14 protein-coding genes and 1 pseudogene are annotated in these 15,864 nt (G+C 35.2%); 12 read left to right on the top strand and 3 right to left on the bottom strand.

Annotated features, from left to right (window positions below; all coding sequences use genetic code 11):
• The first annotated feature begins 510 nt into the window (after positions 1 to 510).
• The 8 genes from serS (at position 511) to proC (ending at position 7,927) form a co-directional block, all read left to right on the top strand.
• On the top strand, positions 511 to 1,782 hold the full coding sequence (gene serS, locus ACNQGB_RS13060; RefSeq protein WP_417944278.1) for a serine--tRNA ligase: 1,272 nt from the start codon (positions 511 to 513) through the stop codon (positions 1,780 to 1,782).
• A gap of 142 nt (positions 1,783 to 1,924) precedes the next feature.
• On the top strand, positions 1,925 to 3,700 hold the full coding sequence (locus ACNQGB_RS13055) for a tetratricopeptide repeat protein (protein WP_417944277.1): 1,776 nt from the start codon (positions 1,925 to 1,927) through the stop codon (positions 3,698 to 3,700).
• Between the two features lie 67 nt (positions 3,701 to 3,767).
• A complete protein-coding gene (locus ACNQGB_RS13050) occupies positions 3,768 to 4,082 on the top strand; it encodes a DUF4286 family protein (protein WP_417944276.1) in 315 nt (104 codons plus the stop codon).
• Between the two features lie 2 nt (positions 4,083 to 4,084).
• Positions 4,085 to 4,267, top strand: a complete 183-nt coding sequence (locus ACNQGB_RS13045) for a hypothetical protein (protein WP_417944275.1) — start codon at positions 4,085 to 4,087, stop codon at positions 4,265 to 4,267.
• A gap of 1 nt (position 4,268) precedes the next feature.
• A complete protein-coding gene (locus ACNQGB_RS13040; RefSeq protein WP_417944273.1) occupies positions 4,269 to 4,748 on the top strand; it encodes a nucleotidyl transferase AbiEii/AbiGii toxin family protein in 480 nt (159 codons plus the stop codon).
• Positions 4,749 to 4,789: 41 nt separating this feature from the next.
• Positions 4,790 to 5,569 carry a 16S rRNA (adenine(1518)-N(6)/adenine(1519)-N(6))-dimethyltransferase RsmA gene (rsmA, locus tag ACNQGB_RS13035; RefSeq protein ID WP_417944272.1) on the top strand — a complete coding sequence of 260 codons (780 nt, stop codon included), beginning with the start codon at positions 4,790 to 4,792 and terminating at the stop codon, positions 5,567 to 5,569.
• Positions 5,559 to 6,911, top strand: coding sequence for a magnesium transporter (gene mgtE, locus ACNQGB_RS13030; protein WP_309758739.1), 1,353 nt, complete (start codon positions 5,559 to 5,561; stop codon positions 6,909 to 6,911). Before rsmA ends, mgtE begins: the two co-directional genes overlap by 11 nt.
• A 239-nt stretch (positions 6,912 to 7,150) precedes the next feature.
• Positions 7,151 to 7,927 carry a pyrroline-5-carboxylate reductase gene (gene proC / locus ACNQGB_RS13025; protein ID WP_417944270.1) on the top strand — a complete coding sequence of 259 codons (777 nt, stop codon included), beginning with the start codon at positions 7,151 to 7,153 and terminating at the stop codon, positions 7,925 to 7,927.
• Between the two features lie 259 nt (positions 7,928 to 8,186).
• On the opposite strand, the gene ACNQGB_RS13020 is transcribed toward proC, so the two are convergent.
• Complete coding sequence (locus ACNQGB_RS13020) at positions 8,187 to 8,636, bottom strand: PA2169 family four-helix-bundle protein (RefSeq protein ID WP_417944269.1); 450 nt, start codon at positions 8,634 to 8,636, stop codon at positions 8,187 to 8,189.
• Between the two features lie 494 nt (positions 8,637 to 9,130).
• Positions 9,131 to 10,291: a Na+/H+ antiporter NhaA gene (gene nhaA, locus ACNQGB_RS13015; protein WP_417944268.1), complete on the bottom strand. Its 1,161-nt coding sequence runs from the start codon at positions 10,289 to 10,291 to the stop codon at positions 9,131 to 9,133.
• 145 nt (positions 10,292 to 10,436) lie between these two features.
• Between nhaA and ACNQGB_RS13010 the strand changes: the two are divergent.
• Positions 10,437 to 11,375 (top strand): annotated as a pseudogene (locus ACNQGB_RS13010) (2-hydroxyacid dehydrogenase); the annotation flags it as partial.
• A 445-nt stretch (positions 11,376 to 11,820) separates the two neighbouring features.
• The gene (locus ACNQGB_RS13005) at positions 11,821 to 12,102 is read left to right on the top strand and encodes a TM2 domain-containing protein (RefSeq protein WP_417944267.1); all 282 of its coding nucleotides are present in this window, start codon (positions 11,821 to 11,823) and stop codon (positions 12,100 to 12,102) included.
• A 54-nt stretch (positions 12,103 to 12,156) separates the two neighbouring features.
• On the opposite strand, the gene ACNQGB_RS13000 is transcribed toward ACNQGB_RS13005, so the two are convergent.
• Complete coding sequence (locus ACNQGB_RS13000) at positions 12,157 to 13,959, bottom strand: GNAT family N-acyltransferase (RefSeq protein ID WP_309759253.1); 1,803 nt, start codon at positions 13,957 to 13,959, stop codon at positions 12,157 to 12,159.
• Between the two features lie 115 nt (positions 13,960 to 14,074).
• On the opposite strand from ACNQGB_RS13000, the gene ACNQGB_RS12995 reads away from it, so the two are divergent.
• Both ACNQGB_RS12995 and ACNQGB_RS12990 read left to right on the top strand, forming a co-directional pair.
• A complete protein-coding gene (locus ACNQGB_RS12995; protein ID WP_417944266.1) occupies positions 14,075 to 14,836 on the top strand; it encodes an exodeoxyribonuclease III in 762 nt (253 codons plus the stop codon).
• 49 nt (positions 14,837 to 14,885) lie between these two features.
• Positions 14,886 to 15,827, top strand: coding sequence for an OmpA/MotB family protein (locus ACNQGB_RS12990; RefSeq protein WP_417944265.1), 942 nt, complete (start codon positions 14,886 to 14,888; stop codon positions 15,825 to 15,827).
• The last annotated feature ends 37 nt before the right edge of the window (positions 15,828 to 15,864 follow it).

Genomic DNA, 15,864 nt, shown 5'->3' with positions numbered 1-15,864 from the left:
GATTTACGAACATAATAATCATTTCAAATCGTCACGCTCAAAAATGACTCTTAAAATACAGATTTACAATAATTTCAAAGAACTTGTTTTATTTTTTAGTGGACACTAGTGAAATATTAAATTAAATAAATTTCTACGGTTGATAGTATTACTCATAACGATTTCAAATTTTATTTGTACAATCGACTCCCTACTACTTTATTGTTTTCTATTAAGTAAAAATAGGTATTCAAAAATATGTTTTTTTACAATACGTTCAACGTATTATAAATGATGTACTTAAATAATTTATAGTTCAAACTACCGTAAAAATTCATAAACAGGTAATTAAAAAATTACCCAATAAACATTCTCGTTTATTTATTTTATTCAAATCTATAGATGTATAAAAAAAGCGTTGCAATTCCCCTTTTTAATTCGCTTTTTGATAAAACTTTTATCTCATACTATCAAACATTTCCCTAAATTTGCTTCCATAATTATAAAAGTTAGCGTTAAAAAAATCAAGCTATGTTACAAATTGCATTTATTAGAGAGAATCAGGAAAAAGTAATCACCGCTTTAGCAAAGAGAAACATCGATGCTACAAGTGTTGTCCAAGAGGTGATTCAACTGGATGAAAAACGCCGCGCTACTCAAGTAGAGCTAGACAATATCCTTTCAGAATCTAATAAATTATCCAAAGACATTGGCGAATTGATGAAAGGTGGAGAGAAAGCAAAGGCCGCGATTCTAAAAGAAAAAACCGTTTTAAACAAAGAGAAAAGCAAGGCTTTAGCAGAAACTGCTGATGTACTTGCTGCTGAATTGTTAGAGAAATTATATACGTTGCCTAATCTTCCGGCTGATATTGTTCCTGTTGGAAAAACGCCAGAGGAAAACCTAAATGTTTTTGAAGAAGGCGAAATTCCAGTTTTGCACGAAGGAGCGCAACCACATTGGGAATTAGTAAAAAAATACGACATCATCGATTTCGAATTGGGTGTGAAAATTACTGGAGCAGGATTTCCAGTGTATAAAGGTAAAGGAGCACGATTACAACGCGCCTTGATCAATTATTTCTTGGATAAAAATACTGCTGCAGGTTATAATGAAGTTCAAGTTCCGCACATGGTGAACGAAGCTTCGGCTTATGGAACAGGGCAACTGCCGGATAAAGAAGGGCAAATGTATCATGATAAAACGGATGATTTGTACTTAATTCCTACTGCTGAGGTTCCGGTGACAAATTTATTTCGTGATGTAATTTTAAGCGAAAACGAATTACCAGTTTTAACTACTGCTTACACGCCATGTTTCCGTCGTGAAGCAGGTTCTTATGGTGCGCATGTACGTGGATTAAACCGATTGCATCAATTTGATAAAGTAGAAATTGTACGTGTAGAACATCCTGATAAGTCATACGAAGCATTAGACGGAATGGTAGAACACGTTAAAAATATATTACAGGAATTGAAATTACCATATAGAATTTTGCGTCTTTGTGGCGGTGATATGGGTTTTGCTTCAGCATTAACGTATGATTTCGAAGTGTTTTCTACAGCGCAAGATCGTTGGTTAGAAATTAGTTCGGTTTCTAATTTTGAAACTTTTCAATCGAATCGTTTGAAATTGCGTTTCAAAGATAAAGACGGAAAAAATCAATTGGCACACACTCTTAACGGAAGTGCATTGGCTTTGCCAAGGGTTTTGGCAGGAATTTTAGAAAACTACCAAACTCCGGAAGGGATTGTAATTCCAGAGGTATTGCGCCCGTATTGTGGGTTTGATATTATAGATTAAAAAATCTACCATTTAAGGTATTTAAGGTCATATAAGTCTGTTCTAGAATGTTGTACTTCTAATAAAAGCAATCTTATATGACCTTAAATTCCTTATATGGTTCATAAAAATTGGTGTTGTACAAAACAAATTGCATTTAAAAATGAAAAAACTCTTTCTATATATTACTTTGTTTTTTTCATTGGTTTGTTTTTCTCAAAACGAACAATTAGCGCAGTATTATTACGATAAAGGTGATTTTGAAAAAGCAAAAATCAGCTATGAAGAACTGCTGAAAGAAATTCCTCAAAACTCACAGTATTTTCTAAGAATAATTGATTGTTCCCAGCAATTAAAGCAGTATGAAAGTGTCGAAAAAGCACTTCAACAGCGATTTGCTCAATACCAACAAGGGAATATATTAGTAGAATTGGGTTATAACAATCTATTGCAAAAAAAAGATGCTAAAGCGAATACTTATTTCGATCAAGCTTTAGAACGCATCAAGAAAAATCCAAAAGAAGTGTACGGAATCGCAAATGCTTTTGAACGAAAAGTGCTTTTGGAATACGCATTAAAATCCTATCAACTTGCCTCAGGATCTGACGAGGATTTTAATTTTAATTACCAAATCGGTTTACTATACGGTCAGATGGCTAATATGGAAATGATGATTGTCACCTTTTTGGAAGATGCCTATACCAATCCTCAAAACTCCATCAGAATCCAAAACCAACTCGTTCGGTTTATGGTTGATGAAGGGGATGCAAATTTCAATGAACTCTTGCGAAAAGCATTAATTTTAAAAACACAAAAAAATCAAGATGTATTTTGGAATCGGTATTTAAGTTGGTTTTATGTACAACAGAAAGAATTTGATAAAGCTTTTATTCAGGAAAAAGCCATTTACAAACGCAATCCAGAATCGTTGACCAATATCGTAAATTTGGGACAACTGGCTATCGAAGACGGAAATGAGGAAGCTGCTAAGGAAATTCTGGGCTTTGTCCTGCAAAACACGCAAGATTTAGAACTGCTCATTCAGGCCAATTCGTATTTGGTTACTATGAAAATTGAAAAAGCAACAGAAAAAGACTTTGCAGCCATCAGCACAGAATTAGACGGGATGTTGAAACAATTTGAAACAACACCTTTTACCTTATCTTTGCAGCTGATCCAGGCACATTTCATGACTTTTAGTTTAAAAAAACCAGAAGAAGGAAAAGCTATAGTCAAAAGAGCGTTAGAATTGCAATTGAACGAATATCAAGCGGCCACTGCCAAAATGGAACTTGCAGATATTTTGCTTTATGAAGAAAAATTCAACCAAGCATTGATTTATTATTCACAGATTGAATTGGATTTAAAGAACGCTGTGGTGGCTCATGAAGCTAGCTTGAAAGCAGCTAAAACAAGTTATTTCAAAACAGATTTTGCATGGGCGCTAAAACAATTTAAGGAATTAAAATCGGCAAATACGCAGTTGATTGCCAATGATGCCCTAGCGTATTTTTTATTGATCAATGACAATACAGCCGCAGATTCTACACAAACAGCTTTGAAAGAGTTTGCGAAAGGGGATTATCTACTCTATCAAAATAGAAATGAGGAGGCAATACGGTTATATCAAACAATTCTTAAAAATTATACCGGTCAGGAAATAGAAGCAGTGACCTTATTGCGATTGGGTAAAATTTATGAAAAGAAAGGTGATTTTGCTTTAGCTTTAAGCCAGTATCAGACAATTATTGAAAAGCACAGCGATGGTATTTACATAGATGAAGCCTTATATTTTTCGGCCGAAATTTTCAACAAGCAACAGCTTCCTGAAAAAGCAAAGCCCTTGTACGAAAAAATAATATTCAGTCACGAAGACAGTATTTATTTTGTAGAAGCGAGGAAAAAGTTCAGGCAATTGCGTGGCGATACCAACTTGTAAAAAAGTTTAACTGTTTAATTGTCCATTCGATTAACCAGTTAAACAACTAACCAATTAAACAAAAAAAATGATATTATACAACGTTACAACAAACATACATGAAAGTTTGCACGATCAATGGATGATCTGGATGCAACACAAACACATTCCTGAAATTTTGGCAACAGGAAAATTCACTGCTGCTAGAATGGTTCGTGTTTTAATTGAGGAAGAGATGGGAGGCGTGACGTATTCTGTTCAATACACAACAGATAGCAAAGAAACTTTGGAGCGATACTATCAAGAGGATGCACCGAGTTTTCGCGAAGAAGGATTAAAATTATTTGGTGACAAAATGTTGGCATTTAGAACAGAATTAGAACTGATTGCAGATTATAAATAGCCATGGAACTGCATTTTCAAACTAAAGAAGAAAGCAACAGAAAACAATTGGAGGATTTTTTGAAATTGTCCAAAACAGAACGTTTTTATCAATTTTTGCGTTTGATGGAAAAAGTTAATCAATTTCCAGTGAAGCGTAAAAACGATATTAATTCGAATTTTATTATTCAAATAAAAGCAAGCTGATATGTTGCAAAAATGGGAAGAAAATATTAATCAATTCATTTTTACTGCCAATAAACATAAGGTAAGAATGTTGATGGTTGGCGGAGGGGCAGTAAATTTTCATGGGTACCAGCGTCATTCTGCGGATGTGGATTTTTGGATAGAGACCACGGATGAAAACTTTAAAAAATTAGTAGCCGTTTTTAATGAAATGGGATATGAAATTGATGATTTCCCCGAAAATGTAAAAAAACAAGAACAAAATATTTCCGTTAAATTCTCTCCTGTAGACTTGGATTTAGAATTAATTACAAAATTTTCTGTAAATAAAACTTTTGCAGAAGCATTTGAAAGTAGTGAAGAAGTGCAAGTCAATGACAATCTTTTTTTAAAATGGAATGTACTTTCATTAGAGGATTTAATAATAAGCAAAATTAAAGCAAACAGACCTAAGGATTTATTGGATATTCAGCAATTGCGAGAAATAAACAAAAACCAATAAAATTAGGACAATAAAAAACACTGATAGTATTCAGCATAAGCATGGAAAAAGTAACAGCCAAAAAACACCTTGGGCAGCACTTTCTTAAAGATGAAAGCATTGCAAAAGATATTGCCGACACCTTGAATTTAGAAGGATATGATGACGTGTTAGAGATAGGTCCAGGAATGGGTGTTTTGACAAAATATTTGTTGGACAAACCAATCAATACGTATGTAATTGAAATCGACACCGAATCAGTAACGTACTTGGATCAAAATTATCCAAAATTAAAAGATAAAATCATTTCAAAAGATTTCTTGAAATACAACATCAACGAAATTTTTGAAGGAAAACAATTCGCGATTATCGGGAATTTTCCATACAATATTTCGACACAAATTGTATTTAGAACATTAGAATACCGCGACCAAATCCCAGAATTTGCAGGGATGTTCCAGAAAGAAGTAGCACAGCGAATTTGCGAAAAAAAGGGAACAAAAGCGTATGGAATTCTGTCGGTTCTGGTTCAGGCTTTTTATGATGCGGAGTATTTGTTTACCGTAGACGAACATGTTTTTATTCCGCCACCAAAGGTAAAATCGGGTGTTTTACGCTTGCGCAGGAAGAAAGATTTTAGTTTACCTTGCGGCGAAAAATTATTCTTTACGGTAGTAAAAACGGCTTTTCAGCAACGACGCAAAACCTTACGAAATAGTTTAAAGACTTTAAACTTGTCTGATGCTTTGCGAGAGGATGAAATTTTCAACCTTCGACCAGAACAATTAAACGTAGAACAATTTATTGCACTTACTCAAAAAATAGAAGCCGATGGAGTTTAAAATCAGCAAAGTACTAATTCAGGAATTAGAGCAACTCATTCAAAACAAAAACGACCAGCAACTGGAAGTGTTATTGAATGATATGCACCATGCTGATATTGCCGAAATTCTGGATGAGCTGGACTTTAATGAAGCAACCTATATCTTTAAAGTTTTAGACAGTGAAAAAACAGCCGAAATTCTTCTAGAATTAGAGGATGATTTGCGGGAAAATATATTAAGCAGGCTTTCGCCAAAAGAGATCGCGGAAGAATTAGACGAGTTGGAAACCAATGATGCCGCTGATATTATTGCAGAGCTTTCGCAAGATTTGAAAGCCGAAGTAATATCTGAGCTTCAGGATGTGGAGCATGCTAAAGATATTGTCGATTTATTGCGTTATGACGAGGATACCGCTGGTGGAATCATGCACAAAGAATTGGTTAAAGTCAATGAAAATTGGAATGTGCTCACTTGTGTAAAAGAAATGCGAATACAAGCCGAAAATATTTCTAGAGTTCATTCGATTTATGTCGTTGATGATGAAGATAGACTCAAAGGGCGTTTGTCGCTTAAAGATTTATTGACAACTTCTTCTAGAACGCCAATTAATGATGTGTACATTAGGAAATTGAACTCGGTTAAAGTAGATACCGAAGATGTTGAGGTGGCTCGTATCATGCAAAAATACGATTTAGAAGCCATTCCGGTGGTTGATGAATTAGGACGATTAGTAGGGCGCATCACCATTGATGATATTGTTGATGTAATCAAGGACGAAGCCGATGAGGATTACCAGTTGGCAGCAGGTATTTCGCAAGATGTTGAGGCCGATGACAGTATTTTTGAGCACACAAAAGCGCGCTTGCCGTGGTTAGTTTTAGCGTTATTAGGCGGTTTTATTTCGGTGAAAGTGCTCGGTTTGTTTGAAGGTGCTATGCTACAACACGGAAATTTATTTTTCTTTACACCATTGATTGCGGCAATGGCAGGAAATGTTGGAGTGCAATCTTCGGCAATTATTGTGCAAGGTTTGGCAAACAATACGTTGAGCGGATCCTTGTTTAATAGATTGGTTAAAGAAGTATCACTAAGTTTATTAAACGGACTAATTCTGGCTACAATATTGTTTTTAGGAAGTCATTTTCTTCTGAATGTCGAATTGATCATTGGTGTTATTGTTACTGTAGCATTGATGTCGGTAATTATTATTGCTTCATTGATAGGGACTTTTGTACCGTTATTGCTAGATAAATTTGGCATTGACCCAGCTTTAGCCACTGGACCCTTCATTACTACTAGCAACGATATTTGCGGAATTCTGATTTATTTTTCGATAGCAAAAATGATTTTAGGATTTTAAGAAAGAAACAAGATTAGAGTGCAAAGAGGAAAGAAATTGTAAGGATAATTTTAAAACGTTTTTTAATTTTTTGTTTAGTAAAACGGAAGAAAAATTAAGACGATAGACAATAGAAATCAAAAGTAAATTAGATCCTAATTTTTATAAAAGAATCTAAAAAATTCAATAAAAACGAACACTTTCCCAAATTGGCTCCCTATCCTTTGGAGACAGTTGGGGATAGGAAAACCAAAACTAGTATGAAAGTACACATCATTGGCGGTGGTAATTTAGGCGTTTCTATAGCACTGGGACTATCTAAATTTGCAACTGAAAACCAAATCACAATTACGCGCAGAAACATCTCTAGTATTCTTTATCTTGAAAAATTAGGAGCAACAGTTTCCAGTAATAATACGCACCAAATTCAAGAGGCTGACGTTTTAATTTTGACTATAAAACCCTATCAAGTAGATGCGGTTTTAGCCGAAATTCTTCCTGTAATTTCGAATAAAATCATCGCCTCGGCAGTGAGTGGCTTATCTATTGAAAATTTGCAAGCCAAGATTGGTGCTACAAATAGTGCCGTGCGAATTATGCCTAATATTGCGGCACAATTTGGCGCATCAGCTACTTGTATAGCATTTCACGAAAAAGACAAAGATAAGGCGCAAGGTGTAGTCGCTCTTTTTCAGAGTTTAGGAACCGCTCCCATTATTGACGAAAAGTTAATGGATGCAGCTACTGTTTTAGCAGCTAGTGGAACTGCTTTTGCGTTGCGTTACATCAGAGCCTCAATGCAAGCGGGTATTGAGATTGGATTCGATTGGCAAACTGCTTTGGCAATTTCAGCACAAACCGTAAAAGGAGCCGCTGAAATGCTTCTCGAAGAAAAAGTACATCCGGAACAATTAATTGATCGTGTAACCACACCGCAAGGTTGTACGATTGCAGGATTGAACGAAATGGAAATGCACGGTTTTAGTTCGTCCCTAATACGAGGAATCAAAACTTCGTTGAAACAAATTAAGGGATAGACTAAATTAGAGCGAACCTTGCTCTGTAAATGAAAAGTCAAATTAGGTCTTAAGATGTTCTTTTACTGGTGAAAATGTTTTAAAAGGTCCAAAATAATTTCCAATACTATACCAAATAAATATTGCTTAGGCATTTTTCAAGAACCTAATTTCAGAATCTTGATAAATGCTTAAGCAATAATTTTTTAATAGAGATAAATACAACAAATGGGTTAGTAAATATGATTTTTGGCTAAATCCCGTTCCAACAAGCAAAAATTTAAGCCATATGATTGCTTAAATCTTTTATTTTTTGCTGGTTTGCTTTTATAGCACTATGTTGTTCTTTAATCATCATTAATTGTTCTGATGATAAATCTTCGGTATGAGCTAAAGCGTCATCATAGGTGTCAAGTGCAGCTTCTTCTCCATATTCACAGGAATTGATTATCGCTTTTCTGTCGCTACCAGTCATGGCAGATTTAATATCCATCCATACTCTAAACAATTTGCCTGATGTTGTTGTTCCTTCAGTTGCTGTTCCGCCTAATCTTTTTACTTCAGCAACAAGATCTGATTTGCATTTTAAACTTGTTTCAGTAAAATGAGAAAACAATGTTTTCAAGTCTGTTTCATCAGCCTCTTTTGAAGCAGTTTCGTACCCTTTTATTCGGTCGTTATTGATTTGGATTAACGAATTTAATATCTCAATTGATTTTTCTGTATTCATCTTTTTTGTATTTATTGAGTGAATTAATTTTCACTTACACAAATGTCAGCATACTTTACGATATAACTTTTACACAATTTTTTTTTAAATTTGTAACATTGACATATTGTTAAGTAATTGATATACAGATTTTAAATTGTAAATCAGTGTAAAAGTTTTAATGCTGAATTCAATGTATCTGTTAGGTGCATAATGCGATACATTAGGAATTATTATAGTCATTAATATTGCTCATTGCTATTTATAACATTTGGATTTTGCAATGCTTAAGTATTCGTTTTGATGGAGGTAACAAACAAGAATGCAAAGTAGAGAAAGGACAAAAGAGATACTTTAAAAATAAAAAATAGCGTTTGCTTACAACGGTATAAACAAAAAAATAATTGTACAATAAAGTACAAGTGTAATTCGATTGTTTAAAAGCAGTAGAGTTTATAATAAGCTCAGCCGTTATGCGGTGCAAATTGCTGATGAAGTGTATTGTAATTAAGTACCTAGTTCTTTTTCTTTGCTTTGCCGGATTTCAAACTAAATTTTAGCCATAAAAATCCAAAAGTTCCTGCAATAAAAGAAGCAATCAAAATTGCAATTTTTGAATAGGTAATTACTTCTTCTCCATCATTTTTAAACGCTAGTAACGTTATGAAAATAGACATGGCAAACCCGATACCGCCCAGCATTCCGGCACCTAGAATATTACTCCATTTTAGATCCTGTGGTAAAGTACAAATTCCTAAAGTTACTGCAGCAAAGGAAAAAAACCAGATACCGAGTGGTTTCCCAATCACCAGACCAAGCATAATACCAAGCGTGTTGGAGTGATTTAATCCCTCATACCAATTCGAATTTATGGGAATACAAGTGTTTGCTATTGCAAATAGGGGAAGAATAAAAAAGGCGACAGGCTTGTGTAAAAAATGTTGCAGTCGATACGAAGATGTTTTCTTGCCTCCATTGCCAAACGGAATCACAAATGCCAGCAATACGCCTGTAATTGTAGCATGAACTCCTGAATTCAGCATGAAATACCACATGGCTACGCCTCCAATTAAGTACGGAAAAAGGCTATGTACATTTCGTCTGTTGAGAATGAATAAGCCGCCCATAATGGCAAAGGCGATAAACAAATTTATAAAAGCAATAGTTTCGGTATAAAAAACTGCAATAACTAAAATAGCACCTAAGTCATCAATTACGGCAAGCGCGGTCAAAAATACTTTGAGCGAAGTAGGAACTCGATTTCCCAAAAGAGATAAAATTCCAATCGCAAAAGCGATATCTGTAGCCATAGGAATACCAGCGCCATTTTGTGTAATGGTTCCAATATTTAACAGTAAAAAAATTCCAGCGGGAACAACCATGCCGCCTAAAGCGCCAAAAATAGGCAGAGCAGCATTTTTAAGGCTCGATAATTCTCCCTGATATATTTCGCGCTCTAACTCTAAACCAATCAACAGAAAAAAGATTGCCATCAATCCATCGTTAATCCAATGAGTTACGGAATGGCTTCCAAGTTGCGTTTCCCAAAACGCAATATATTGGGTTTGAAAAGGAGAGTTAGCTAATACAAGTGATAGTATTGTCACAAAAAGTAGTAAAAGACCACCGGATTTTTCGCTTTCAAAAAAAGCGTGGAATGTTTTAGTTAATTTCATTTTTAAGATTTTATTTGCTACATAAATACAATGGGTAGCAAAAAATTCAGAACGCTAATTTACAATTTTCAAAGCTTATTCCCTTTGGTAAAACAATAAACCGTAATTTTTTTGTTTATTTGAAGTATTAAAAAAACACTACTTTATGGATATCAAAGTCCTACATATCGATAGCAACCATTCCGTACTGTGGGATCAATTGCAACAATCTGGATTTGTGAATCACAGCGATTTTACATCTTCAAAAGAGGAAATTGAAGCTAAAATAAACGAATACCAAGGAATTGTAATTCGGAGTCGTTTTAAAATTGACAAAACATTCTTAGATAAAGCTACAAATTTACAATTTATCGCACGTGTGGGTGCTGGTCTCGAAAGCATTGATTGTGATTATGCCGAGTCTAAGAACATTACACTGATCGCCGCTCCAGAAGGCAATAGGAATGCTGTAGCAGAGCATGCGTTGGGCATGATTTTGTCCTTGTTCAATAAATTAAATGAAGCCGATCGTGAAATTCGATCCGGACATTGGAACCGAGAAAGCAATCGGGGTCACGAACTAGATGGTAAAGTCGTTGGGATTATTGGTTATGGCAACATGGGCAAAGCGTTTGCTAAAAAACTTCGGGGTTTTGATGTAAAAGTGTTGTGCTATGACATTCAAGAAAATGTAGGCGATAGTAATGCGAAGCAGGTTTCATTTGAAGTATTTCAGCAGGAGGTAGAGGTGTTAAGTTTGCACATACCTTGGACTCCGAAAACCGATAAAATGGTTGATAGTGATTTCATCAATGGCTTCGCTAAACCTTTTTGGATAATAAATACATCACGTGGCAAGAACATTGTAACGGCAGATTTAGTTACTGCTCTAAAATCAGGTAAAGTTCTAGGTGCAGGTTTGGATGTTTTAGAATACGAGAAATTGTCTTTTGAAACCCTTTTTCACGATAAAAATACACCAGAGGCTTTTCAATATTTGTTGAAAGCCAAGAATGTGATTTTGAGTCCACATATTGCCGGCTGGACATTTGAAAGCCATGAACGATTAGCACAAGTCATAGTTGATAAAATAAAAGCAAAATACTTTGGTCAAGTCAAAGTTGAAGCGATAGAGAAACGGGTTACGGGTATTGGGGGTTTCTTTTTCAAATCAAAAAATCCCAAAGAAGTGGTGGCTTGGTACGGAAAACATTTAGGTTTAAAAACAGATCAATATGGTTCCACTTTTTGGTGGAAAGACAAAGAAGGAAATGACTGTAGCACACAATGGTCGCCTTTTGTAGCAGATACAAATTATTTTGAACCAAGTGAAAAACAGTTTATGCAAAACTTCAGAGTGGATGATCTCGAGCAGCTTTTAAAAAAATTATCTGATGAAGGTGTAACAATTATAGGTGATGTGCAGTCTTATGAGTATGGTAAATTTGGTTGGATACTAGATGTCGAAGGAAATAAAATCGAACTTTGGGAGCCAATTGATACCGTATTTCAATAAACAACTTAAAAAACAAATCAAAAACAATTAACCCATGGAAAATTTAAAACATGAAGAATGGAATAATCAACGCCCGATTCAACAAGATAATAAAAAAATAGCTGCAGGGCTTCTTGCTATTCTTTTGGGTCCCTTAGGAATTCATAAATTTCTTTTAGGTTATACATCAGAAGGTATAATATGGTTATTAATCAGTGTTTTTACATGTGGAATACTAACAAGTATATTGGGTCTTATTGAAGGTATAATATACTTAACAAAATCAGATGAAGAGTTTTATCAAACGTATCAAGTAGGTAAAAAAGCTTGGTTCTAAAATAGAAAATCCCGATTTTAAAATCGGGATTTTTTTATAAAAAGCTATTTGTATTTAATCTTCTTTGTCGGCTAATTTTCGTTCTAATTCCGCTTGAAACTCCTCCATTACGGGTTTCATCGTGCTTTCGGGAATATCAGCAATTCGTATGTACATCAGGCCGTCAACGGCATTGTTAAACAAAGGATCTACATTAAAAGCCACCACTTTTGCGTTTTGCTTGATGTATTTTTTTATTAATACCGGTAAACGCAAGCTTCCTGGCTCCAGTTCGTCTATTATTTTATCAAACTTATTTAAATCAGCCTCCGTTTCATTAAAAATGAAATCTTTATCGGCATCTTTTAGTTTTACTTTGTACGCTTTTTTGGGGTGTATGTATTGTGCAATATAGGGATCGTAATAATTCGATTTCATGAACTCAATCATCAATGATTTCGAGAAATCAGAAAATTGATTGCTAATACTCACGCCTCCCAATAAAAATTTGTGTTCTGGATAACGCAAGGTGGTATGCATGATTCCCTTCCATAACAAGAAAAGTGGCATTGGTTTTTGTTGGTATTCTTTGATGATAAAAGCGCGACCCATCTCGATCGATTTGTGCATCATATCATATAATTCTGGTTCAAAACGAAACAAGTCGTTGAGGTAAAAACCATTTATTCCGTACTTCGGGTATATTTCAGAGCCCAATCCCATGCGGTAGGCACCAGCAATTTTGTTTGCTTCGTTATCCCATAAAAATAAGTGGTGGTAGTATTGATCGTGTTTGTCTAAGTCAATAGGTTCATTAGTTCCTTCGCCTACTTCTCGAAAAGTAATTTCACGAAGACGCCCAATTTCATGTAAAATATTTGGAATTTTAGCAGCTTCACTAAAGAAAACTTCATAGTTTTTACTTTGCAAAAGTCGGCAATCCGTGCTGCGCAGCGCATCTACTTCCTTGATCATTTTATCCTGACTCGCCGGGGTAACAATTGTTTTGGGACTTTTAGGAATTTTTAAAGTGGGTGTTGGCAAAAACGGGCTCTCTTTTTCGAAAGGATTCGCTAACATATAAGTCTTCTTCCGCAAAAATTCTGAGTATTCTTCTAGTGTGGTGTGTTCGTTTTGCTCGTTAACAGAGATGGGTTTGCCAATACGCACTTTGATCACGCGTCTTTTCTGGCTAAACACTTCCGAAGGGAGTTTTGCCGTCCTGAAAGTGCCACTTATTTTAGAAAGCAAATAAAATAACCGACTGTTTTTTGCGTGAAAATATATAGGAACAACAGGGACTTGAGCTTTTCGAATGACTTTAATGGCACCTTCTTCCCAGGGTTTGTCGACCATTAATTTTCCATCCTTATAAGTAGAAACTTCACCAGCGGGAAACATCCCCAATGGTTTTCCATCGCTTAGATGGCGAAGCGTTTCCTTGATGCCCACTACGCTAGACTTCGCATCCTTATGATTTTCAAAAGGATTCACCGGCATGATGTATTTTTTTACGGGTTCTATACGATGCAGAAGAAAATTAGCTATAATTTTGAAATTGGGCTCTCTTTCCAACATTAATTTCAATAATAAAACACCGTCAATGCCACCCAGCGGATGGTTTGAAATCGTAATGTAAGCACCTTCTTTTGGTAGTCGTTTTAAATCTTCCTCTGGGATTTCGAATTTTATTTTTAAATCATCTAATATACCATTCAGGAAATCAACATCCTTTAAATGTTTATTCCTATCGTATACTTTATTTAAGGTAGAGATTTTTAGCACCTTCATCAGCATCCAGCCGGAGAAAGTACCTAGAACTCCGTATTTGTCTGCATTTATTGCTTTTGCAACTTCTTTGGCGGTGACTAAACCCATGAATTTTTTCTTTTTTTAGAGCAAGAAACAAAGATAGCAAAAAACTCCATTTTCTCTATTTTTCTGAATCAAACTTCTTCTTTTTTGTTACATTTGAATTTCAAAAAAATAGATAATGAGAATTATTTCATACAATGTAAACGGAATCAGAGCGGCTATTTCAAAAGGCTTTATTGAATGGTTGCAACATGCAAATCCAGATGTTATTTGCCTTCAGGAAATTAAAGCAACCGAAGATCAAATTCCTGTTGAAGCTATTACAAATGCGGGCTATCCGTATCAATATTATTATTCTGCAACCAAAAAGGGATACAGCGGTGTAGCAATTTTGTCTAAAATAAAACCGAATCATGTTACTTACGGAACCGGAATTGACCACATGGATTTTGAAGGTCGAAATCTGCGCGCTGATTTTGATGATTTTTCGGTGATGAGTTTGTATTTGCCTTCAGGGACAAATATAGACCGATTGGATCATAAATTTAAGTTTATGGATGACTTTCAAAACTATATTAACGAACTAAAAAAGCAAACACCAAATTTGATTATTTGCGGGGATTACAACATTTGCCATGAGGCAATTGACATTCATGATCCTGTGCGCAACAAAAATGTATCTGGGTTTTTACCTCAAGAAAGATCATGGCTTGACGGATTTATGAAGTCTGGTTTTGTAGATAGTTTTCGTCATTTTAACAGTGATCCACACCAATATTCGTGGTGGAGTTACCGTGCTGGAGCTAGAGGAAATAACAAAGGTTGGCGTATTGATTACAATTTAGTCAGCGATTCGCTTCAACATAAACTCAAAAGGGCCGTGATTCTGTCAGATGCAGTGCATTCGGATCATTGTCCAATTTTGGTCGAATTAGAATAAATTTTTGATTCCAAAAACAACAAAAGAAAACCATAAACATCTACTTAATATGATTAAAAAAGTTTCCATCGGATTATTGGTAATGGCGCTATCTACTTCATGTGTATCCAAGAAAATATACAATGATTTAGAAAGCAAATACACTGATTTAAAAAAAGAAAATAGAAGTCTAGCGGATGATAATACAGCGTTAGCAAAAGCTAAAAATCAATTAGAATTAGATCGAGATGGTTTAAAAATGGATGTAAGCAATGCTACAGCAGCATTAGCAAAAGCAAAAGCGGAGTATGCAGCAGCTCAAGCTCAATTAAAAGCCTTGCAAAGTTCCTATAATGCATTAGAAAAAAACAGTGACGATGCGCTACAAAGCAACATGAAAAAAAATCGTGAATTACTGGATCAGCTAGATGAAAAAGGAAAAGCATTAGCGCTAGAACAAGAACGATTAAGTAAAAGTGCACAGCGTTTGCAGGAATTAGAAGACTTGATTGCGGCAAAAGAAGCGAGCATGAAAAAACTGAAAGAAACCTTATCGAAAGCGTTGAATAGTTTTGAAGGAAAAGGGTTGACCGTACAGCAAAAAAACGGCAAAGTATACGTTTCTATGGAGAACAAACTGCTGTTTAATTCAGGTAGTTGGGCTGTCGGTTCCGAAGGAAAAAAAGCGGTAGTAGAACTGGGTAAAGTTTTGGGAGACAATCCTGATATTGCCGTACTAATAGAAGGTCATACTGATGATGATGCCTTTACAGCCTCAGGACCTATTGCTGACAATTGGGATTTATCGACAAAAAGGGCGACCTCTATTGTAGCTATTTTAAGTGAGAACAAAAAAATCAATAAAGAAAACTTAACAGCAGCAGGTAAAGGAGAGTTTTCTCCATTAGCAAGCAATGCAACCGCCGACGGGAAGTCAAAAAACCGTAGAATCGAAATCATTCTAACTCCAAGATTAGATGAAATTGCCCAAATGTTGAATGACATCGATTAAAGATCAAAATTCTAAAGAGGGCAAGGTTCAAAGTAGT

The organism is Flavobacterium frigidum (genome assembly GCF_048286795.2).
The sequence above is the reverse complement of the archived record's forward strand: the minus strand, read 5'-3'. Positions and strand labels throughout refer to the sequence as shown.

Excerpts from the sequence above, each read along its gene's own strand:
- ACNQGB_RS13040 (WP_417944273.1), top strand. The coding sequence starts at position 4,269 with ATGTTGCAAAAATGGGAAGAAAATATTAATCAATTCATTTTTACTGCC.
- ACNQGB_RS13055 (WP_417944277.1), top strand. The coding sequence starts at position 1,925 with ATGAAAAAACTCTTTCTATATATTACTTTGTTTTTTTCATTGGTTTGT.
- ACNQGB_RS12995 (WP_417944266.1), top strand. The coding sequence starts at position 14,075 with ATGAGAATTATTTCATACAATGTAAACGGAATCAGAGCGGCTATTTCA.
- ACNQGB_RS13000 (WP_309759253.1), bottom strand. The coding sequence starts at position 13,959 with ATGGGTTTAGTCACCGCCAAAGAAGTTGCAAAAGCAATAAATGCAGAC.
- mgtE (WP_309758739.1), top strand. The coding sequence starts at position 5,559 with ATGGAGTTTAAAATCAGCAAAGTACTAATTCAGGAATTAGAGCAACTC.
- rsmA (WP_417944272.1), top strand. The coding sequence starts at position 4,790 with ATGGAAAAAGTAACAGCCAAAAAACACCTTGGGCAGCACTTTCTTAAA.
- ACNQGB_RS13050 (WP_417944276.1), top strand. The coding sequence starts at position 3,768 with ATGATATTATACAACGTTACAACAAACATACATGAAAGTTTGCACGAT.
- ACNQGB_RS13045 (WP_417944275.1), top strand. The coding sequence starts at position 4,085 with ATGGAACTGCATTTTCAAACTAAAGAAGAAAGCAACAGAAAACAATTG.
- serS (WP_417944278.1), top strand. The coding sequence starts at position 511 with ATGTTACAAATTGCATTTATTAGAGAGAATCAGGAAAAAGTAATCACC.
- nhaA (WP_417944268.1), bottom strand. The coding sequence starts at position 10,291 with ATGAAATTAACTAAAACATTCCACGCTTTTTTTGAAAGCGAAAAATCC.
- proC (WP_417944270.1), top strand. The coding sequence starts at position 7,151 with ATGAAAGTACACATCATTGGCGGTGGTAATTTAGGCGTTTCTATAGCA.
- ACNQGB_RS13020 (WP_417944269.1), bottom strand. The coding sequence starts at position 8,636 with ATGAATACAGAAAAATCAATTGAGATATTAAATTCGTTAATCCAAATC.
- ACNQGB_RS13005 (WP_417944267.1), top strand. The coding sequence starts at position 11,821 with ATGGAAAATTTAAAACATGAAGAATGGAATAATCAACGCCCGATTCAA.
- ACNQGB_RS12990 (WP_417944265.1), top strand. The coding sequence starts at position 14,886 with ATGATTAAAAAAGTTTCCATCGGATTATTGGTAATGGCGCTATCTACT.